We start from the raw sequence: 14,880 nt of genomic DNA on the forward strand, positions 1-14,880 counted from the left end.
AGCAAGGACAATCGCCCGCGCCGCCGTGCATGGGGGGTGTGCAGACGCCGCGAGCGGCGCCGGTTTTGCCTGTTAAACCAGGGGTCTAGATGCCGCCATACCAGTCATACCCGGCATCTTCCCAATAGCCGCCACGGCCCTTGCCGAAGCTATCGAGACTATCGACCAGCTCGATGGTGTGCAAATATTTCGGCTGCTTGTAGCCCAGGGCGCGCTCGATGCGCAGGCGGATCGGCGCGCCATTGCTCACCGGCAACACCTGATGATTCAGGCCATAGCTCAGGATGGACTGCGGGTGATAGGCGTCGATCAGGTCCGAGCTGGTGTAGTAGAGAATGTCCCCGCTCAGCGTGCGCTGGATATTGTCAAAGCAGTGATAGACGCAGTAGCGCGCGCCCGGCTTCACGCCCGCCATGTCCAGGATCGGCCCCAGCGGCGTGCCGGTCCATTTGGCAATGCAGCTCCACCCTTCCACGCAATCATGCCGGGTAATCTGGCTGCGCGCCGGCATGTTGCGCAACTGGTCAAGCGTGAACGCCTGCGGCCTGTCCACCATGCCGGTGATCTTGAGCGTATAGCCGGCGAAATCCTGCGCCTTGAGCGCCAGATATTCCGGCGTCGACGGGTCGGTCGACCCATTGGGCCGCTGTCCCTGCCGGATTTCGCTGGCCGAGAACTCGCGCGCCAGGCTCTGGCTGCCGATCAGCGCGCGCTGCGCCTGATAGGTCAGCACATTGGCCCGTTCCATGATCTGCCGGCCCGGCCCGCTCTTGTCGGCGAGAAAGTCGAACTGGTCGCAGCCCGCCAGCACCAGGCCCGAACCGGCCAGCACCGAGCTGCGCAGAAAATTGCGCCGCGTGATCAGACCGCTCATGACTTGTCTCCTTCAACGGTCGGTGTGCCGGGGCTGGCGCGATACCAGCCGGTGATCATCGAGCGCAGCTCGTTGAGCGGCCCGGCCGCCACCACCATGATGATGTGGATGATAAAAAAGGCCACCAGCGCCAGCATGACGATGAAATGGATGGTGCGCGCCGTCTGCCGGCCGCCGAACAGGTCCAGCAGCCATGGCCAGGCCGCATTCATGCCCGGGCTCATGGAGAGCCCCGTCAGCACGATCAGCGGGAACAGGATGAAGAACACCGTGAAATAGGCAATGCGCTGCAGCGGCCCATAGGTGCGGCCATGCTTGAAGCGCAGCGTGGCATGGTCGACGATATCGCCCGGCACGCCCTTGAGGTCGACCGGACGCACCAGGATGTCGCGGCGGATGTGGCCATTGATGAAGCTGGCCAGGAACCAGATGAACAGCGCGGCGACCAGCGTCCAGGCAAAGAAGAAGTGGATCACGCGCCCTGTGCCGAGGTCGCGGAACGACGGAATGGTCACCGCGCCCGGAAACGCGGTGAACACCGGCCGCTCGGCCGGTCCGCTCATGCCCAGCACGCCTGTCGTGTCGAAGGTTTGCCCGAACACCGTGGTGCGGCCCACCGGCCCATCGGGCGTGTTGAAGGCGCCGACCTCGAGAATGGCATTCTCGAACTCAAAGCCAGACTGTTGCCCGATATAGAGTGCGGGATGGGCATTGAAGATCTGTAGCCCCGTCAAAAGCAGGAAGAACAGGCAGATCGCCCATACCCAATGCGTCGCCCGGGTCCAGATCGACTGGCGATAGATCAGCGGCCCTTTGGTCGTCGCAACGTCGGCTGGTTCGCTCATCGTTTCCCCTCTGGCGGCACATGGGCCCTGCCCCACACCAGCAGTAACGGCTGGCAGCGGGACAAGGCGTTGATAACACGCAAATGTTACTTCGTTGCGGGCGCCATCGCATCGGCGGCCGGCGCCATCGCATCAGCCTTCATCGCGTCGCCGCCCATGGCATCGCCCATCATGCCGTTGTGCATGTCATGACAGGCTGCAGTGGCCACTTCCATCACATGCGGAAAGGTGATCATCGCGGCCTGATCCAGGCACATCTTGAGATCATCATCGCTCATCGGCGCCATGGCGTCAGCTGCCATTGCGTCGGTGGCCATGGCATCGGTGGCCATGGCGGCGGGGGCCATCGCATCGGCCTTGACGGCGTCCTGGGCGAAGACGGCAGGGGCAAAAGCCATGGCCAGCAGGGTGGCGGTGGCGAGCGAAACAGTGCGCAGGGCGAAGGTCATATCAGTCTCCAGTGATCGGACCACGCCCCAGTGGCGCGGTGATGCCCTGCCATTCGCCCGACCTGTCCCATCCGTTACGCGATCACGCCGACGTGACCAGGAAATCGGAGTTCCAAACTTTCGCCCCGCCATGTAACCATGCCGCCATCGGCGACGAATGGATGATCAATGCAGACTGATCCTACCGAGATGCGACTGCGCGGACTGATGCTCGCTGCGCTCGACGGCGATGCTGCGGCCTATCGCACGTTGCTCGCCGAACTCGGGCGTCATCTGCGACCCTATTTCACCCGGCGGCTGACCCCCGCCTTTGCATCGCACGCGGAGGACCTCGTGCAGGATACTCTGCTGGCCGTTCATACTCGCCGCATGACCTATGATCGCAGCCGCCCCTTTACGGCCTGGCTGCACGCGGTGGCGCACCACAAATTCGTCGACCACGTCCGTCGCCAGTCCATCCGCCTCACCGTGCCGCTCGAGGATGACGCGCCCATCTTTGCGCCCGACGATCAGGGCGATGCCATTGCCCGGCGCGATCTTGATGTCGTGCTCGACTCAATTCCAGAGCGAACCAGCGATCTCATTCGCCGCACCCGCGTCGATGGCGCCTCCGTCGCCGAGGCCGCCGCAGCCCATGGCATGACCGAGACCGCTGCCAAGGTCTCCATTCATCGTGGGCTCAAGTCGCTCGCGGCCCGTTTTGCGGGAGGCCAGAAATGACGGACGATCTCATCGCGCGCCTCTCGGCTGACCTCAAGCCCGTCCGCCCCATGGCCATGCAGCGCCTGCTCATCGGCGCCACCCTGCTCAGCACCATCGTGGCCATTGCCGCCATGCTGATGTGGCTGGGCATGCGCACCGACATGCCCGTGGCCGTCTGGACCATGAGTTTTTGGACCAAGTTCGGCTATACGCTGATCATTGCGGCGCTCGGCGGCGTGGCAACGCTCATTCTGGCCCGCCCCGATGGGCGCACCACCTGGCCCTGGCGTGCCGCCATTGCCATTCTGGCGGCGCTGCTGGTGGTGGCCATTGTTCAGCTCGTCCGCGCCGAACCCGAGGAGATGATGCCTCTGGTCGTCGGCAGCACATCCCTGGTCTGCCCCTGGCGCATCGTGCTGCTGGGCTTGCCCATGCTGCTGGCGGCCATCCTGGCGCTGCGCCACATGGCGCCGGCCAACCCGACCCTGGCCGGCTTTGCCGCCGGTATCATGGCCGGCGGCGCTGGCGCCTGGGTCTATTCGTTCGCCTGCGCCGAAAACGGCATGATGTTCCTGGCGCTGTTCTACAGCCTGGGCATCGTCATGGTCGGCGCCATCGGCGCCGTGCTCGGCCGCTTCCTGCTGCGCTGGTAGGACGCGGCCGTTATTCCTCGCGCGCGGCCCAGTTGATGCCGCGACGCAGGATGGTGGCCATTTCGACATTGTCGAACTCCTTGGCCTGATGGCCAAGCGTGGAGTGGAACACCCGGCCCTTGCCATGCAGGCGCTTCCACACCACCGGCATCTTCACCCCGGCAATCCAGGGCGCATGTTCGCCAGAAAAGGTCGTGGTCGCCAGCACATGATTGGATGGGTCCACATGCATGTAATACTGCTCGGACGTATAGGCGAATGACTTGATCCCGGCCATGATCGGGTCTTCGGCGTCGGCGACATCGACGGTGTAGTCGATGATATTGCCCGGATGGGCCACCCACTGCCCGCCCACCATGAACTGATAGTCCACCGCATCACGGAAGGCATCGCTCATGCCGCCATGGTGCCCCGCCAGGCCCACACCGCCCTCGACGGCCTTGGTCAGGTTCGCGACCTCTTCCTTTTCGATTTTGCTCATGGTGAAGATCGGCACGATCAGGCTCAGATCATGGATCGAGGGGTCGGCAAAAGCGCTGGTTTCGGTGGCCATACGCACCGAGAAACCGTCCTCATGCAGCCAGCGGCGATAGATTGCCGCGCATTCTTCCGGGTCGTGCCCGGACCAGCCACCATAGACGATCAACGCACTCTTCATGCCGCACACTCCGCAAATCACTGTCGCGGACAATAGCCGACTGAACCGGTATTGAAACCCCGCTACGCGGCCGGGCGGATCGGCACCAGCCGCGCCACGAAATGCAGGCGGCGGTCAAACAGCCAGCCCAGGAGACCGGGATAAAGCCCCAGCCGCTCCTGGCGGTCGGCCAGTGCGAGGCCCGCTTTGGCCTCGGCTGCGGCCCATTGGGCGCTGTCGAGATAATTGTAGGGCAGCCGCACGTCATGGCCGCGATTGCCCACCCAGTCCATCAGCCGCAGGGTCGGGCCGGCGAGCAGGCCTTCGCGCAGATGGTCCTTGATCACCACGCCATGCCGGGCCACCCGCGCTGCCTCGGCCAGTACGCTGGCAGGATCATCGGTATGGTGCAGCACGTCCACAATGGTCACATAGTCAAAGCTTTGGTCGGCAAAGGGCAGCGTCACCCCGTCATAGGGCGTCACCGGAATATGCGTCACCGGCCGCACCAGAACATCCACGCCTTCAACGCTGATATCAGGCCGCAGCCGCATCAGACCCAGCGCCACCTGGCCATCGCCGCAGCCAAGGTCCAGCACGCGCCCGCCGCCCGGAATGGCGGCCGCCAGCGCAGCGCTCAGCACCCGGACGCGGCGCGCCAGGATCAGCCGGCCATGCACGCTGTTGAGAATAGCTTTGGGGGTCTGTCCGATCATGCCGGAACGAGTACGCCAAGTTGATGCCGCGCAAAAGCCCAGCCGCGCAGCACCAGGAAATTCACCCCCGAGGTGAGGACAATCACCAGCGTCGAGGCCGTGGGCGTCGGCATGGCAAAGACCCGATAGAGTACAAAGCCAAACAGCGTCGCCAGCACCAGCGCACTGGCCTGCACGGCCAGATAGCGCGGCAATGCCACCGCATGCGGCGCATCGGACTGGAAGCTGAAGCGCCGATGCAGCAGATAGATGGGCAGGATGAAGAGGGCATAGCACAGGCTATTGACCACCCATTTGTCCAGGCCGGTCGGCAGCGCCATCATCACATTGCTCAGCAGCAGGAAGCCCAGCGCCCCGGACGCACCGATCGCCACAAAGCTCAGCACCCCGGCAAACATGGGCCGCGGCGCGGGCCCGGCCGACGAGGTGGCGGGCATCAGGCTCTCAAGGGCAGCGCTCATGGCGGCAATCCTGTCTCTGGTCATTTGGCACACGATCAACCGCTTATCGCGCCGCGTCCCTTGCCAGCCCCTTACGGCGCCGGGGCCGGCCAAGGACTGTCTTGCGCCATGGTTGAGACAGTGTGAATCGGGCATTGGCGTGTCCGCGGAAAGGTTTGACCAAAAGGTCCACTATTCACTGTCACAAAACGCTGCCAAACTCCCTTCTGGCCGTGCCGCCTGGGGCCGCCATTTGTCGCCCCTGTCGCGCCACGACTCTGTCAGCGCGGCCGCGTGACTGAACTGCCGCAAGGCAAACCAAGGAAAACAGGGATGAAAAAGCGACTTCTCGGCGCCACAGCGCTCACCCTCATTGTCGGTATGACCGGCGCAGCCCACGCAGAATTCAAGCTCAATATCCTTCACATCAACGACTTTCACTCGCGCTTTGCACCCATCACCAGCAGCGATTCCAACTGCAGCGTCGAAGACGACACCGCCGGCAAGTGCTTTGGCGGCATCGCGCGCCTCAAGACCGAGATTGACGCCAAGCGCCAGGAACTGACGGGCGAGAACGTCGTGCTGCTCGATGCCGGCGACCAGTTCCAGGGTTCGCTGTTTTACACCCAGTATCGCAGCCAGATCGTCTCCGAGTTCGCCAGCGACCTGGGCATCGACGTCATGGCCGTCGGCAACCACGAGTTCGATGATGGTCCCGAAGAGCTGGCCAAGCTCATCGATGCGGTGAAGTTCCCCATTATCTCGGGCAATACCAACGTTACCAACGAACCCATTCTCGCCGACAAGCTCAAGGGCACCTATGTGCTCGACTTCGGCGGCGAAAAGGTCGGCGTAGTCTCTGCCCTGGCCGAGGACACCGGCGAAACCTCCTCGCCCGGCAAGAACGTCGCGTTCGACGACACTATCGACAGCCTGCGCACCCAGGTCGAGGCGCTCCAAGGCACCGGGATCACCAAGATCATCGCCCTCACCCATGTCGGCTACACCCATGATCTCGAGATTGCGGCCAATGTCCCCGGCATCGACGTTATCGTCGGCGGCCACAGCCACACGCTGCTGTCCAACACCGACGAAAAGGCCGCTGGCCCCTATCCCACCATGGTCAAGGGCCCCGATGGGCATGAAGTGCCCGTGGTGACGGCCTATTCCTATGGCAAGTATCTGGGCGACCTGGCTGTGACCTGGGATGACGCGGGCAATGTCGTCACTGCTGACGGCGCCCCCATCCTGCTCGATGCCGCAGTGACCCCGAACCAGGCCTATGTCGATCGCCTGGCTGAACTGCAGAAGCCCATCGAATCCCTGATGGCCGAAGTGATCGGCAAGGCCACCGCGGCCATTGATGGTTCGCGCGAAACCTGCCGTGTCGTTGAGTGCCAGATGGGCAATCTGGTTGCCGACGCCATGCTGGATCGGGTTGCCGACCAGGGCGTGACCATTGCCATCCAGAACGGCGGCGGCGTCCGCGCCTCCATCGATGCTGGCGATATCACCATGGGCGAAGTGCTGACCGTCCTGCCATTCTCCAATACGCTGGCTACGGTGACCCTGTCGGGCGCCGATGTCATCGACGCGCTCGAAAACGGCGTCTCCGACATTGAGAACGGTGCCGGTCGCTTCCCGCAGGTCGCTGGCCTGAAATACAGCTACACCCTGGCCAAGCCGGCCGGTGAACGCATCAGCGATGTCATGATCAAAGCCGAAGGCGACGCCTGGGCCCCCATTGATGAAGCCGCCAGCTACATCGTGGTCACCAACAACTACATGCGCGGTGGCGGCGACGGCTATGGCACCTTTGCCGAAGGCGACAATCCCTATGACTTCGGCCCGCCGCTCGAGCAGGTGCTGGCCGACTACATCGCCAAGCTGGGCGGCGAATACACGCCCTATACCGACGGCCGCATCACCGTCCTGCAGTAATCCTGCAGCACCACAATGCGAAAGGGCGCCCCAACGGGCGCCCTTTTTCTTGCGGCGTCAGTTCTCGACCACCAGGCCCGCCAGCCGCCGAACCAGCGGCAGCGTCACCAACAGCACCGGAAAGGCCACCACCCAGGAGATCAGCCAGGCCGACGGCCAAGTCTGCAACGCAAGCGGCGTCAGGCCCTGTGTCCGGACCACGCTGATCGCCGAGACCACGCAAGTCATCAGCAGCGACAGCAGCAGAGGAACCACAACAGCATTGTGGCGCTTGTGCAGTTTCTTGAACTTCATGGACGTCTATCCGTACTTCGCCAATCGTATTGCAGCGCAAGACCGACCGGCCGGTTGCGCGTTGATTGACGTAAACGCTTACGGAGCCTCCAGCGGAGGCAGCCCGATTCAAATGCCATCCGTCCGGCAGCTTGGCAAGATCAAAAACCGATGGCCCGCCGCGACACTTGTGGTCACGACGGGCCCTTTTTGTCAGGCGGGCAGTCTCGGAACAATCAGGCCCGGCGCGCGATCTGGCCCCAGACCAGCAGCACGATGACTGCGCCGATAACCGAAGCGATAAAGCCGGCGCCGTCACCGACCGAATACCAGCCAATGGCCTGGCCCAGCCAGGTCGCCACCACGGAGCCGACAATGCCCAGCACCGTGGTCAGGATAAAGCCGCTCGGCTTGTTGTTGCCCGGTGTGATGATCTTGGCCACAAGCCCGGCCAGAAACCCGATGATGATCGCCCAGATGATACCCATAGCGCGTCTCCGTTGAGGGTGTTTGTTGGTCTGTTCCCTCTTGAGGCTGATAAATTGTCGCACACCATGGCGATTTCAAGATGACGGGCCATAAGCCCCCCCGCAAACACAGAAGGCCCGCATCGCTGCGGGCCTCCGTTTGGGTCAGGTCAAAGACTAGACCGACAGTTCGCTGCGGTCGCGATCGGTCGTGGTCGCCAGATCGAGCACCTTCTGGATGCCGGTGGCATGGCGGAAGCTGGGCTCAAGGTTCTTGCCCGTGCGGACAGCCTCGACAAAGCGCATGTAATTGGTCGGCACCGGATCGACGGCAACTTCGGTCCAGGTCCCCGTCTCGGCGTCATCGCCCAGACAGGTGAACAGCTTGCTCCAGTCGTGCCGATGCTGCACTTCCACCGAGCCCAGCTCGCCATAGATGCGCAGGCGCAGCTCGTTGAAATGGCCGGTCGCCCAGCGCGTCGCATGGATCACGCCCAGCGCGCCGTTCTCCAGCTGCGCCGTCATGGCAAAGCTGTCATTGGCGTCCAGGTCATATTCGCCGATCCGGTTGTTCTCGGCCTTGTCGAAGGTCTCCAGCCGGCAGAACACCTTGGAGAAATCGCTGCCGGCGCCATACGCGGCAAAGTCGAGGATGTGCACGCCGATGTCGCCAAGCACGCCGTTCGAGCCATGCTTCTTGCTCAGCCGCCACAGCCACTGGCTTTCCGTGCGCCAGTCGCCCCACGCCTTGCTGACCAGCCAGCTCTGCAGATAGCTCGCCTCGAAATGCTTGACCTTCCCCACCGCGCCAGACTGCACGATGGCGCGCGCCTTCTGCAACTGCGCCACGTTGCGATAGGTCAGGTTGACCATGTTGACCAGGCCCAGCCGCTCGGCCAGTTCGGTCATTTCCATGGCCTTGGTATGGTCCGTCGCCAGCGGCTTTTCGCAGAACACATGCTTGCCGGCCTGCAGCGCCGCCATGGTGGTGGGGTGGTGAATCGAATCCGGCGTCACATTGGCCACCGCATCGAACTCACCCCAGGCAATGGCGGCATCCAGCGAGCCGAAGCCGCGCTTGATGCCATGCACCTTGTTGAACGCCTCGACGCGCGCCGGGTCGACGTCGACGCCACCGACCAGTTCGACGCCTTCAATGCCTGCAAAGGCCTTGGCATGGGTATTGGCCATGCCACCGGTACCCAGAATGAGCAACCGCATGATGTTATTCCCTCGGGACTCGCCCCAAAATTGCAACCAACTTGATGACATCCCCGCGCTCGGCCGGATGCACCCAGAAACCAAAACAAGCCGAACCGCTGCGGGGAGACACCGGCGCTTCGCCCGGCGCCAGCCCTTGGCGGTTCGGCACCAATCTTACTTCAGGCCTGCTTCGCCCGCGTGGTGCAGCTTGGGGCCGCGTTCCACCAGCGGCTCGATGGACTTCTCCACCGGCGTGTTGGGGGCATCGAGCAGTTCGGGATGCTGATCGGGGTTATAGGCCCAGTTCACCGCATTGCGCAGCACCTGGCCCACCGTGGAGTCGTGATAGGTGGGATAGGTCTCGTGGCCCGGGCGGAAATAGAACACATTGCCCGCGCCGCGCCGATAGGTGAGGCCGCTGCGGAACACTTCGCCGCCCTGGAACCAGCTGACGAACACCGTTTCCAGCGGCTCCGGCACGCTGAAGGGCTCGCCATACATCTCTTCCATCTCGAGCTCGAAATAGGCCGGCAGGCCCTTGGCGATCGGATGGCCGGGCGCGGTGACCCACAGCCGCTCGCGTTCGCCCGCCTCACGCCAGTGCAACGCACAGGGGCTGCCCATCAGGCGCTTGAAGATCTTGGAGAAGTGGCCCGAGTGCAGCACGATCAGGCCCATGCCCTCCCACACGCGCTTGGCGATCCGTTCGACAATCTCGTCGTCCACCTGGCCGTGCGCCGCATGGCCCCACCACACCAGCACATCGGTATTGGCCAGCGCCTCCACGGTGCAGCCGTGCTCGGGCTCCTGCAGCGTGGTGGTCTTGGTTACGATATTGCTGTCGCTCTCGAGCAGCTTGGCAATGTGATTGTGCATGCCCAGCGGGTAGTTGTCGGCAACGATCTTGTTCTTCTGTTCGTGAACGTTTTCGCCCCATATCAGGGTACGGATCGGCATGGGTAGTCTCCTGCATCGTCTGATGAACGCCGGGCTTCACGGAAGGGAGCCATGCCGCCGCGGCAACGTAAAGTGCCGGCGCTGCCGCCGGCACGAATATCAATCTGGCCATTGCATCGCCTGCGTCCGCAAACGATCTGGCCGCGCACCCTGCATCCGGCGCAAGCGGGAGGACAAGCCCGTCACGCCATCAAACCGTTCGGTCCGCCCGCGACATCGCCACGGGCGACAGGCACACTAGCGGATCGGCTTGCCCGCGGTGTCGAAGCGGTGAATCTTGTCGGCCATCGGGGTGATGTTCACCACATCGCCGCTCTTGTAGCTATTGGTGCCGTCCAGCCGAACCACCACGGGCTCCTCGGTGCCCATTTCCAGATACACATAGGAATCCGCGCCCAGGTTCTCGGTGTGGATCACCGTGCCCTGCCACATGCCTTCACCGGGGGTGATGGTGATGTGCTCGCCACGGATGCCGACGGTGTGGGCGTCCAGCTTTTGCGCCCGCTCGCCGCCAATGAAATTCATCTTCGGCGAGCCGATGAAGCCGGCCACGAACACCGAATTGGGCGATTCATAGAGCTCCATGGGCGTGCCGACCTGCTCGATGTGGCCGTCGCGCAGCACGCAGATACGGTCGGCCAGCGTCATGGCCTCCACCTGGTCATGCGTCACATAGATCATGGTCACATTGTCCATGCTCTCATGCAGCTTGGCGATCTCGATACGGGTGGCGACGCGCAGCGCCGCATCCAGATTGCTCAGCGGCTCGTCGAACAGGAACACCTTGGGGTCACGCGTGATTGCCCGGCCGATGGCCACGCGCTGGCGCTGGCCGCCCGACAATTGCTTGGGCAGGCGGTCAAGATACTGACGGATCTGCAGCATGTCGGCGGCTTTTTCCACCCGGCGGCGGATGTCGCTCTTGTCGTGCCCCTTTTCCAGGGTCAACCCGAACGCCATGTTCTCATAGACCGTCATATGCGGATACAGCGCATAGGACTGGAACACCATGGCGATGCCGCGCTTGGACGGGGCCAGTGCATTGACCACCTTGCCGTCGAACAGCATTTCGCCCGAGGTGATGTCCTCCAGGCCCGAGATCAGGCGCAGCAGCGTGGATTTTCCGCAGCCCGAAGGGCCCACGAACACCATGAACTCGCCCTTGCGGACCTCAAGGTTGACGCCCTTGATCACCTCGACAACGCCGAAGGCCTTGCGAATGTTGCGAAGCTCGATGCTTGCCATTTCTTGTTCTCCCTAACCTTTGACGCCGCCGGCGGTGAGGCCGGACACGATCTTGCGCTGGAACACCAGCACCAGGGCCACCAGCGGCACGGTCACGATGACCGAAGCTGCCATGATGATCCCCCATGGAATTTCATACTGCGAGCCGCCCGACAGCAAGGCGATAGCCACCGGCACCGTGCGGGTATCGTTGGACGAGGTGAAGGTGAGAGCAAACAGGAACTCGTTCCACGCACCGATGAAAGCCAGCAGGCCCGTCGTCACCAGCGCCGGCCACATCAGGGGCATGAAGACGCGCGTGATGATGACCCAGGGGCTGGCGCCATCCACGATGGCCGCTTCCTCGATCTCCACCGGCAAGTCCCGCATGAAGGTGGTCAGCACCCAGACCGTGAACGGCAGCGTAAAGATCGTGTACGAGAAGATCAGGGCCCAGGGCGTATTGTAGATGCCCAGCGCCCGGATCAGCTCGAACAGGCCCGACAGCACGGCGATCTGCGGAAACATCGACACCGCCAGGATCACCATCAGCAGAAAGCCACGGCCACGGAACCGCACGCGGCTGAGGGCAAAGGCGGCCGTCACGGCCATGAACAGCGCCACGATCACCGTCACCGAGGCGACAAAGATCGAGTTGAGCAGATTGCGCGGGAAACTGCCCTGGCTCAGAACGGCCTGATAGTTCTCAAAGCTGAACGAGGTCGGCCAGTAGCTGACACGGAAGATGTCCGTGCCCTGTTTGAAGCTGGTCAGGATCGCGTAGTAGAACGGGAACACCGAGACCACCACGATGAACACCACTGCCGCATAGAACAGCGTGGTCTTGATGATCTTCCACAGATTGAGCGTTGCAGGCATCAGCGGTCTCCCCCGTCGAACCGGACTTTGCCCAGCCAGATATACAGGATGGTCAGCAGCGCGATGATCAGGAACAGCAGGGTCGACATCGCCGACCCATAGGCAAACTTGTCGAAATCAAAGAGGTTTTCACGCGCCAGCACGCTCATGGTCTTGGTGGCGGCGCTATTGGGCGTCAGCACATAGATCAGATCGAAGATGCGCAGGGCATCGAGCAGGCGGAAGATGATGGCCACCATCAGCGCCGGGCGTACCAGCGGCAGGGTGATCCGGAAGAACTGCTTGACCGGATGCACGCCGTCAATTTCAGCAGCTTCATAGATATCCTTGGGCACCATCTGCAGGCCCGCCAGGATCAGCAGCGCCATGAATGGAGTGGTCTTCCAGATATCCACGATCAGCACGGCGGTCATTGCCGTATCGGCCGTAGCGGTCCAGGCGACCTTCTGGCTGAGCAGGCCCAGGCGCATGCCCAGGTCGTTGAGAATGCCGAACTGGTCATTCAGCATCCAGCTCCACATCTTGGCCGAGACGATCGTGGGGATCGCCCAGGGGATCAGTATGGCGGCACGCACAATGCCGCGCCCGCGGAACTCGGCATTGAGCACCAGCGCCACCAGCATGCCGAGCACGGCCTCAAGGCTGACTGACACAACGGCGAACCGCAGCGTGTTCCACACCGCATTCCACCAGGCCGGATCCACCAGCAGCCCGCGATAGCGCACCGCGCCGCTGTCAAGCACCTGCACGCGCAGGTAGTTGCTGAACCCCACCCATTCAGCCCCGCCGATATCGTTCAGCGAGGCATCGGTGAACGAAAAGTAAATGGACCGAAGGAGCGGCCAACCGGCCACCACGGCCAGCGCAATGAGCATGGGCAGCAGGAACCATCGCGCAGCACGCACGCGCTGCTGCATCAGCTCCGACTTGATCTTGCCGCCAGTCACCGCACCCGGCGCAGCCATCACATCTGTGGCCATCTTGGCCTCCTCCCCTGTTGTCGATCAGTGTGCAAAGCGGACGGTCGGGGTTTTCCCGTCCGCCCGCTCTGCTTTGGGCTGCCGGGAGGACTTACCAGGCTTCGCCCTTGAGATCGGTCAGGTCGGCTTCCAGGCCTTCCAGGTTCTCTGCCGCAGTGCCGTTACCCGACAGGGTGTTGTGCACGGCGCTCCAGAACAGCGAGGAGACCTCGTTGTACTTGATCTTGGTGGGAGCGGACGGGCGCGGCACGGCCTGCTCGAAGATGGCCTTCCAGTTCGCCATGAACGGGGAAGCGGCCAGCACATCGGCATCTTCATACAGCGACGGGATGGTCGGCAGGTTGGACTGGTTGATGGCGCGTTCCTTCTGCACTTCCGTCGAGCTCAGGAACAGGGCGAGCTTGATCGCCTCTTCCGGGTCCGAGGAGTACTTGGAAACGGCAACGTTCCAGCCGCCCAGCGTAGCAGCCGAGCGTGCACCTTCGCCGTCACCGGCGGGCAGCGGAGCCACGTCGAACTTGCCCTTCACAGCCGAGTCATCGCTGTTGCCCAGAGCATAGGCATAGGGCCAGTTGCGCATGAACACCGAATTGCCCAGCTGCCAGACGCCGCGGCTTTCTTCTTCCTGGTAAGCCAGGTTGCCTTCGGGCGAGATCGTGCCGATCCACTTGGCAGCACGGTCAATGGCCGCAGCAGCCTGCGGGTTGTTGATCGAGATGGTGCCATCGGCTTCCACGATCTGGCCGCCGCCATTGGACTTCACCCATTCCAGGGCGTCGCAGGTCAGGCCTTCATAGGCATTGCCCTGGAACACGAAGCCATACATCTCGGCATTGCCGGCTGCACGCTCGCCATCCATGATTTCCTGCGCGGTGGCAGCCATTTCGTCCCAGGTGGCCGGCACGGGCTTGCTGTACTTCTCCAGCAGGTCCTTGCGGTAGAACAGGGCCGGGGCGTCGGTGAACGCCGGCATGGCGACGAGCTTGCCGTCCACGGTCTGCGACTCGATGATCGAGGGGAAGTGGTTACCCACCACGTCCTTGGCAGCCTCGGTCAGGTCGAGGAACTGGTCCGCCAGCTGCGGAGCCCAGATCACGTCGGTCTGGTACACGTCGATGTCGGTGTTGCCGGCTGCCAGCCAGAGCTTGTACTGGCCGAACTGGTCCGACGTCGACGACGGCATCGGCACGATGGTGACCTTGTTGCCGGTGTCGGCTTCGAACTTGTCCAGCTGGCTGCGCAGGAATGCCAGACCGTTGCCGGTGTCGCCCGAAACGATCGACAGATCAGCAGCCTGGGCCGAACCGACGACCAGCGTCACGCTCGCCAAGAGACCGACCAGAAGCTTGTTCAATTTCATTAGATTTCCTCCCGAATGAACCTGTTGTCGGGAAGGCACGGCAACACGGCCAGCGTCAAACGCGGACCCAAAAGCCGTTTCTCCTCCCTCAAAGTGCTCCATTTCGATGGCGTTTTCGCCACCGTTTCAAAGCGCTTTGAATGAAAAAGAACCAGAGCGCCGAATTTCTGTCAAGCGCCGCATTTGCGCATTCTTAGCAATTGCGGGGATTTGTGACTTTTTATATAGCATTTTCAATGCCTTAAAATTTCTACGCCCCCAAAGAGGTTAATTTCCACCG

The 14,880-nt window shown here is 62.7% G+C and carries 17 protein-coding genes; 3 read left to right on the forward strand and 14 right to left on the reverse strand.

Translation table 11 applies throughout. The features are described from left to right. Positions 1-85: 85 nt before the first annotated feature. The 3 genes from E8M79_RS16215 to E8M79_RS16225 form a co-directional block, all read right to left on the reverse strand. Entirely contained in the window at positions 86-874 is a 789-nt protein-coding gene (locus tag E8M79_RS16215) for a molybdopterin-dependent oxidoreductase (RefSeq protein ID WP_137152886.1), read from the reverse strand. Continuing rightward, the gene (locus E8M79_RS16220) at positions 871-1,719 is read right to left on the reverse strand and encodes a cytochrome b/b6 domain-containing protein (protein ID WP_137152887.1); all 849 of its coding nucleotides are present in this window, start codon (positions 1,717-1,719) and stop codon (positions 871-873) included. The genes E8M79_RS16215 and E8M79_RS16220 overlap by 4 nt, the downstream gene beginning before the upstream one ends. 86 nt (positions 1,720-1,805) lie before the next feature. Continuing rightward, entirely contained in the window at positions 1,806-2,168 is a 363-nt protein-coding gene (locus E8M79_RS16225) for a hypothetical protein (protein WP_137152888.1), read from the reverse strand. A gap of 195 nt (positions 2,169-2,363) precedes the next feature. Here E8M79_RS16225 and E8M79_RS16230 point away from each other — a divergent pair, with 195 nt between their 5' ends. Beyond that, positions 2,364-2,888 (forward strand): sigma-70 family RNA polymerase sigma factor, encoded by a 525-nt coding sequence (locus E8M79_RS16230; protein WP_137153422.1) that lies wholly within the window; start codon positions 2,364-2,366, stop codon positions 2,886-2,888. Continuing rightward, positions 2,885-3,523 (forward strand): DUF1109 domain-containing protein, encoded by a 639-nt coding sequence (locus E8M79_RS16235; RefSeq protein WP_137152889.1) that lies wholly within the window; start codon positions 2,885-2,887, stop codon positions 3,521-3,523. The genes E8M79_RS16230 and E8M79_RS16235 overlap by 4 nt, the downstream gene beginning before the upstream one ends. 10 nt (positions 3,524-3,533) lie before the next feature. Here the strand turns inward: E8M79_RS16235 and E8M79_RS16240 are convergent, their stop codons facing one another. The 3 genes from E8M79_RS16240 to E8M79_RS16250 all read right to left on the reverse strand — a co-directional run bounded on the left by E8M79_RS16240 (position 3,534) and on the right by E8M79_RS16250 (position 5,337). Further along, complete coding sequence (locus E8M79_RS16240; RefSeq protein WP_137152890.1) at positions 3,534-4,181, reverse strand: ThuA domain-containing protein; 648 nt, start codon at positions 4,179-4,181, stop codon at positions 3,534-3,536. 62 nt (positions 4,182-4,243) lie between these two features. Beyond that, on the reverse strand, positions 4,244-4,876 hold the full coding sequence (locus E8M79_RS16245; protein ID WP_137152891.1) for a class I SAM-dependent methyltransferase: 633 nt from the start codon (positions 4,874-4,876) through the stop codon (positions 4,244-4,246). Further along, the gene (locus tag E8M79_RS16250; protein WP_171015900.1) at positions 4,873-5,337 is read right to left on the reverse strand and encodes a GtrA family protein; all 465 of its coding nucleotides are present in this window, start codon (positions 5,335-5,337) and stop codon (positions 4,873-4,875) included. The genes E8M79_RS16245 and E8M79_RS16250 overlap by 4 nt, the downstream gene beginning before the upstream one ends. A 312-nt stretch (positions 5,338-5,649) precedes the next feature. On the opposite strand from E8M79_RS16250, the gene E8M79_RS16255 reads away from it, so the two are divergent. Continuing rightward, positions 5,650-7,257, forward strand: coding sequence for a bifunctional metallophosphatase/5'-nucleotidase (locus tag E8M79_RS16255; RefSeq protein WP_137152893.1), 1,608 nt, complete (start codon positions 5,650-5,652; stop codon positions 7,255-7,257). Positions 7,258-7,314: 57 nt separating this feature from the next. On the opposite strand, the gene E8M79_RS16260 is transcribed toward E8M79_RS16255, so the two are convergent. The 8 genes from E8M79_RS16260 to E8M79_RS16295 all read right to left on the reverse strand — a co-directional run bounded on the left by E8M79_RS16260 (position 7,315) and on the right by E8M79_RS16295 (position 14,600). Next, the gene (locus E8M79_RS16260; RefSeq protein WP_137152894.1) at positions 7,315-7,551 is read right to left on the reverse strand and encodes a DUF2798 domain-containing protein; all 237 of its coding nucleotides are present in this window, start codon (positions 7,549-7,551) and stop codon (positions 7,315-7,317) included. A 215-nt stretch (positions 7,552-7,766) separates the two neighbouring features. Then, positions 7,767-8,018, reverse strand: a complete 252-nt coding sequence (locus E8M79_RS16265) for a GlsB/YeaQ/YmgE family stress response membrane protein (RefSeq protein WP_137152895.1) — start codon at positions 8,016-8,018, stop codon at positions 7,767-7,769. Positions 8,019-8,174: 156 nt separating this feature from the next. Then, positions 8,175-9,218, reverse strand: coding sequence for a Gfo/Idh/MocA family oxidoreductase (locus E8M79_RS16270; RefSeq protein ID WP_137152896.1), 1,044 nt, complete (start codon positions 9,216-9,218; stop codon positions 8,175-8,177). A 156-nt stretch (positions 9,219-9,374) separates the two neighbouring features. Beyond that, the gene (locus E8M79_RS16275) at positions 9,375-10,157 is read right to left on the reverse strand and encodes a ThuA domain-containing protein (RefSeq protein ID WP_137152897.1); all 783 of its coding nucleotides are present in this window, start codon (positions 10,155-10,157) and stop codon (positions 9,375-9,377) included. 237 nt (positions 10,158-10,394) lie between these two features. Beyond that, the gene (locus tag E8M79_RS16280; RefSeq protein ID WP_137152898.1) at positions 10,395-11,402 is read right to left on the reverse strand and encodes an ABC transporter ATP-binding protein; all 1,008 of its coding nucleotides are present in this window, start codon (positions 11,400-11,402) and stop codon (positions 10,395-10,397) included. Positions 11,403-11,414: 12 nt separating this feature from the next. Next, positions 11,415-12,260 (reverse strand): carbohydrate ABC transporter permease, encoded by an 846-nt coding sequence (locus E8M79_RS16285; protein ID WP_137152899.1) that lies wholly within the window; start codon positions 12,258-12,260, stop codon positions 11,415-11,417. Beyond that, positions 12,260-13,240 (reverse strand): sugar ABC transporter permease, encoded by a 981-nt coding sequence (locus tag E8M79_RS16290; protein WP_137152900.1) that lies wholly within the window; start codon positions 13,238-13,240, stop codon positions 12,260-12,262. The genes E8M79_RS16285 and E8M79_RS16290 overlap by 1 nt, the downstream gene beginning before the upstream one ends. Before the next feature lie 91 nt (positions 13,241-13,331). Next, complete coding sequence (locus E8M79_RS16295) at positions 13,332-14,600, reverse strand: ABC transporter substrate-binding protein (RefSeq protein ID WP_137152901.1); 1,269 nt, start codon at positions 14,598-14,600, stop codon at positions 13,332-13,334. Positions 14,601-14,880 lie beyond the last annotated feature (280 nt).

The organism is Devosia sp. FKR38 (genome assembly GCF_005222805.1).
In the GTDB taxonomy this organism is placed as follows: Bacteria; Pseudomonadota; Alphaproteobacteria; order Rhizobiales; family Devosiaceae; genus Devosia.

What these genes read in the sequence shown, in the direction of transcription:
- E8M79_RS16215 (WP_137152886.1), bottom strand. Translation starts at nt 874, where the DNA reads ATGAGCGGTCTGATCACGCGGCGCAATTTTCTGCGCAGCTCGGTGCTG.
- E8M79_RS16220 (WP_137152887.1), bottom strand. Translation starts at nt 1,719, where the DNA reads ATGAGCGAACCAGCCGACGTTGCGACGACCAAAGGGCCGCTGATCTAT.
- E8M79_RS16225 (WP_137152888.1), bottom strand. Translation starts at nt 2,168, where the DNA reads ATGACCTTCGCCCTGCGCACTGTTTCGCTCGCCACCGCCACCCTGCTG.
- E8M79_RS16235 (WP_137152889.1), top strand. Translation starts at nt 2,885, where the DNA reads ATGACGGACGATCTCATCGCGCGCCTCTCGGCTGACCTCAAGCCCGTC.
- E8M79_RS16240 (WP_137152890.1), bottom strand. Translation starts at nt 4,181, where the DNA reads ATGAAGAGTGCGTTGATCGTCTATGGTGGCTGGTCCGGGCACGACCCG.
- E8M79_RS16245 (WP_137152891.1), bottom strand. Translation starts at nt 4,876, where the DNA reads ATGATCGGACAGACCCCCAAAGCTATTCTCAACAGCGTGCATGGCCGG.
- E8M79_RS16250 (WP_171015900.1), bottom strand. Translation starts at nt 5,337, where the DNA reads ATGAGCGCTGCCCTTGAGAGCCTGATGCCCGCCACCTCGTCGGCCGGG.
- E8M79_RS16255 (WP_137152893.1), top strand. Translation starts at nt 5,650, where the DNA reads ATGAAAAAGCGACTTCTCGGCGCCACAGCGCTCACCCTCATTGTCGGT.
- E8M79_RS16260 (WP_137152894.1), bottom strand. Translation starts at nt 7,551, where the DNA reads ATGAAGTTCAAGAAACTGCACAAGCGCCACAATGCTGTTGTGGTTCCT.
- E8M79_RS16265 (WP_137152895.1), bottom strand. Translation starts at nt 8,018, where the DNA reads ATGGGTATCATCTGGGCGATCATCATCGGGTTTCTGGCCGGGCTTGTG.
- E8M79_RS16270 (WP_137152896.1), bottom strand. Translation starts at nt 9,218, where the DNA reads ATGCGGTTGCTCATTCTGGGTACCGGTGGCATGGCCAATACCCATGCC.
- E8M79_RS16275 (WP_137152897.1), bottom strand. Translation starts at nt 10,157, where the DNA reads ATGCCGATCCGTACCCTGATATGGGGCGAAAACGTTCACGAACAGAAG.
- E8M79_RS16280 (WP_137152898.1), bottom strand. Translation starts at nt 11,402, where the DNA reads ATGGCAAGCATCGAGCTTCGCAACATTCGCAAGGCCTTCGGCGTTGTC.
- E8M79_RS16285 (WP_137152899.1), bottom strand. Translation starts at nt 12,260, where the DNA reads ATGCCTGCAACGCTCAATCTGTGGAAGATCATCAAGACCACGCTGTTC.
- E8M79_RS16290 (WP_137152900.1), bottom strand. Translation starts at nt 13,240, where the DNA reads ATGGCCACAGATGTGATGGCTGCGCCGGGTGCGGTGACTGGCGGCAAG.
- E8M79_RS16295 (WP_137152901.1), bottom strand. Translation starts at nt 14,600, where the DNA reads ATGAAATTGAACAAGCTTCTGGTCGGTCTCTTGGCGAGCGTGACGCTG.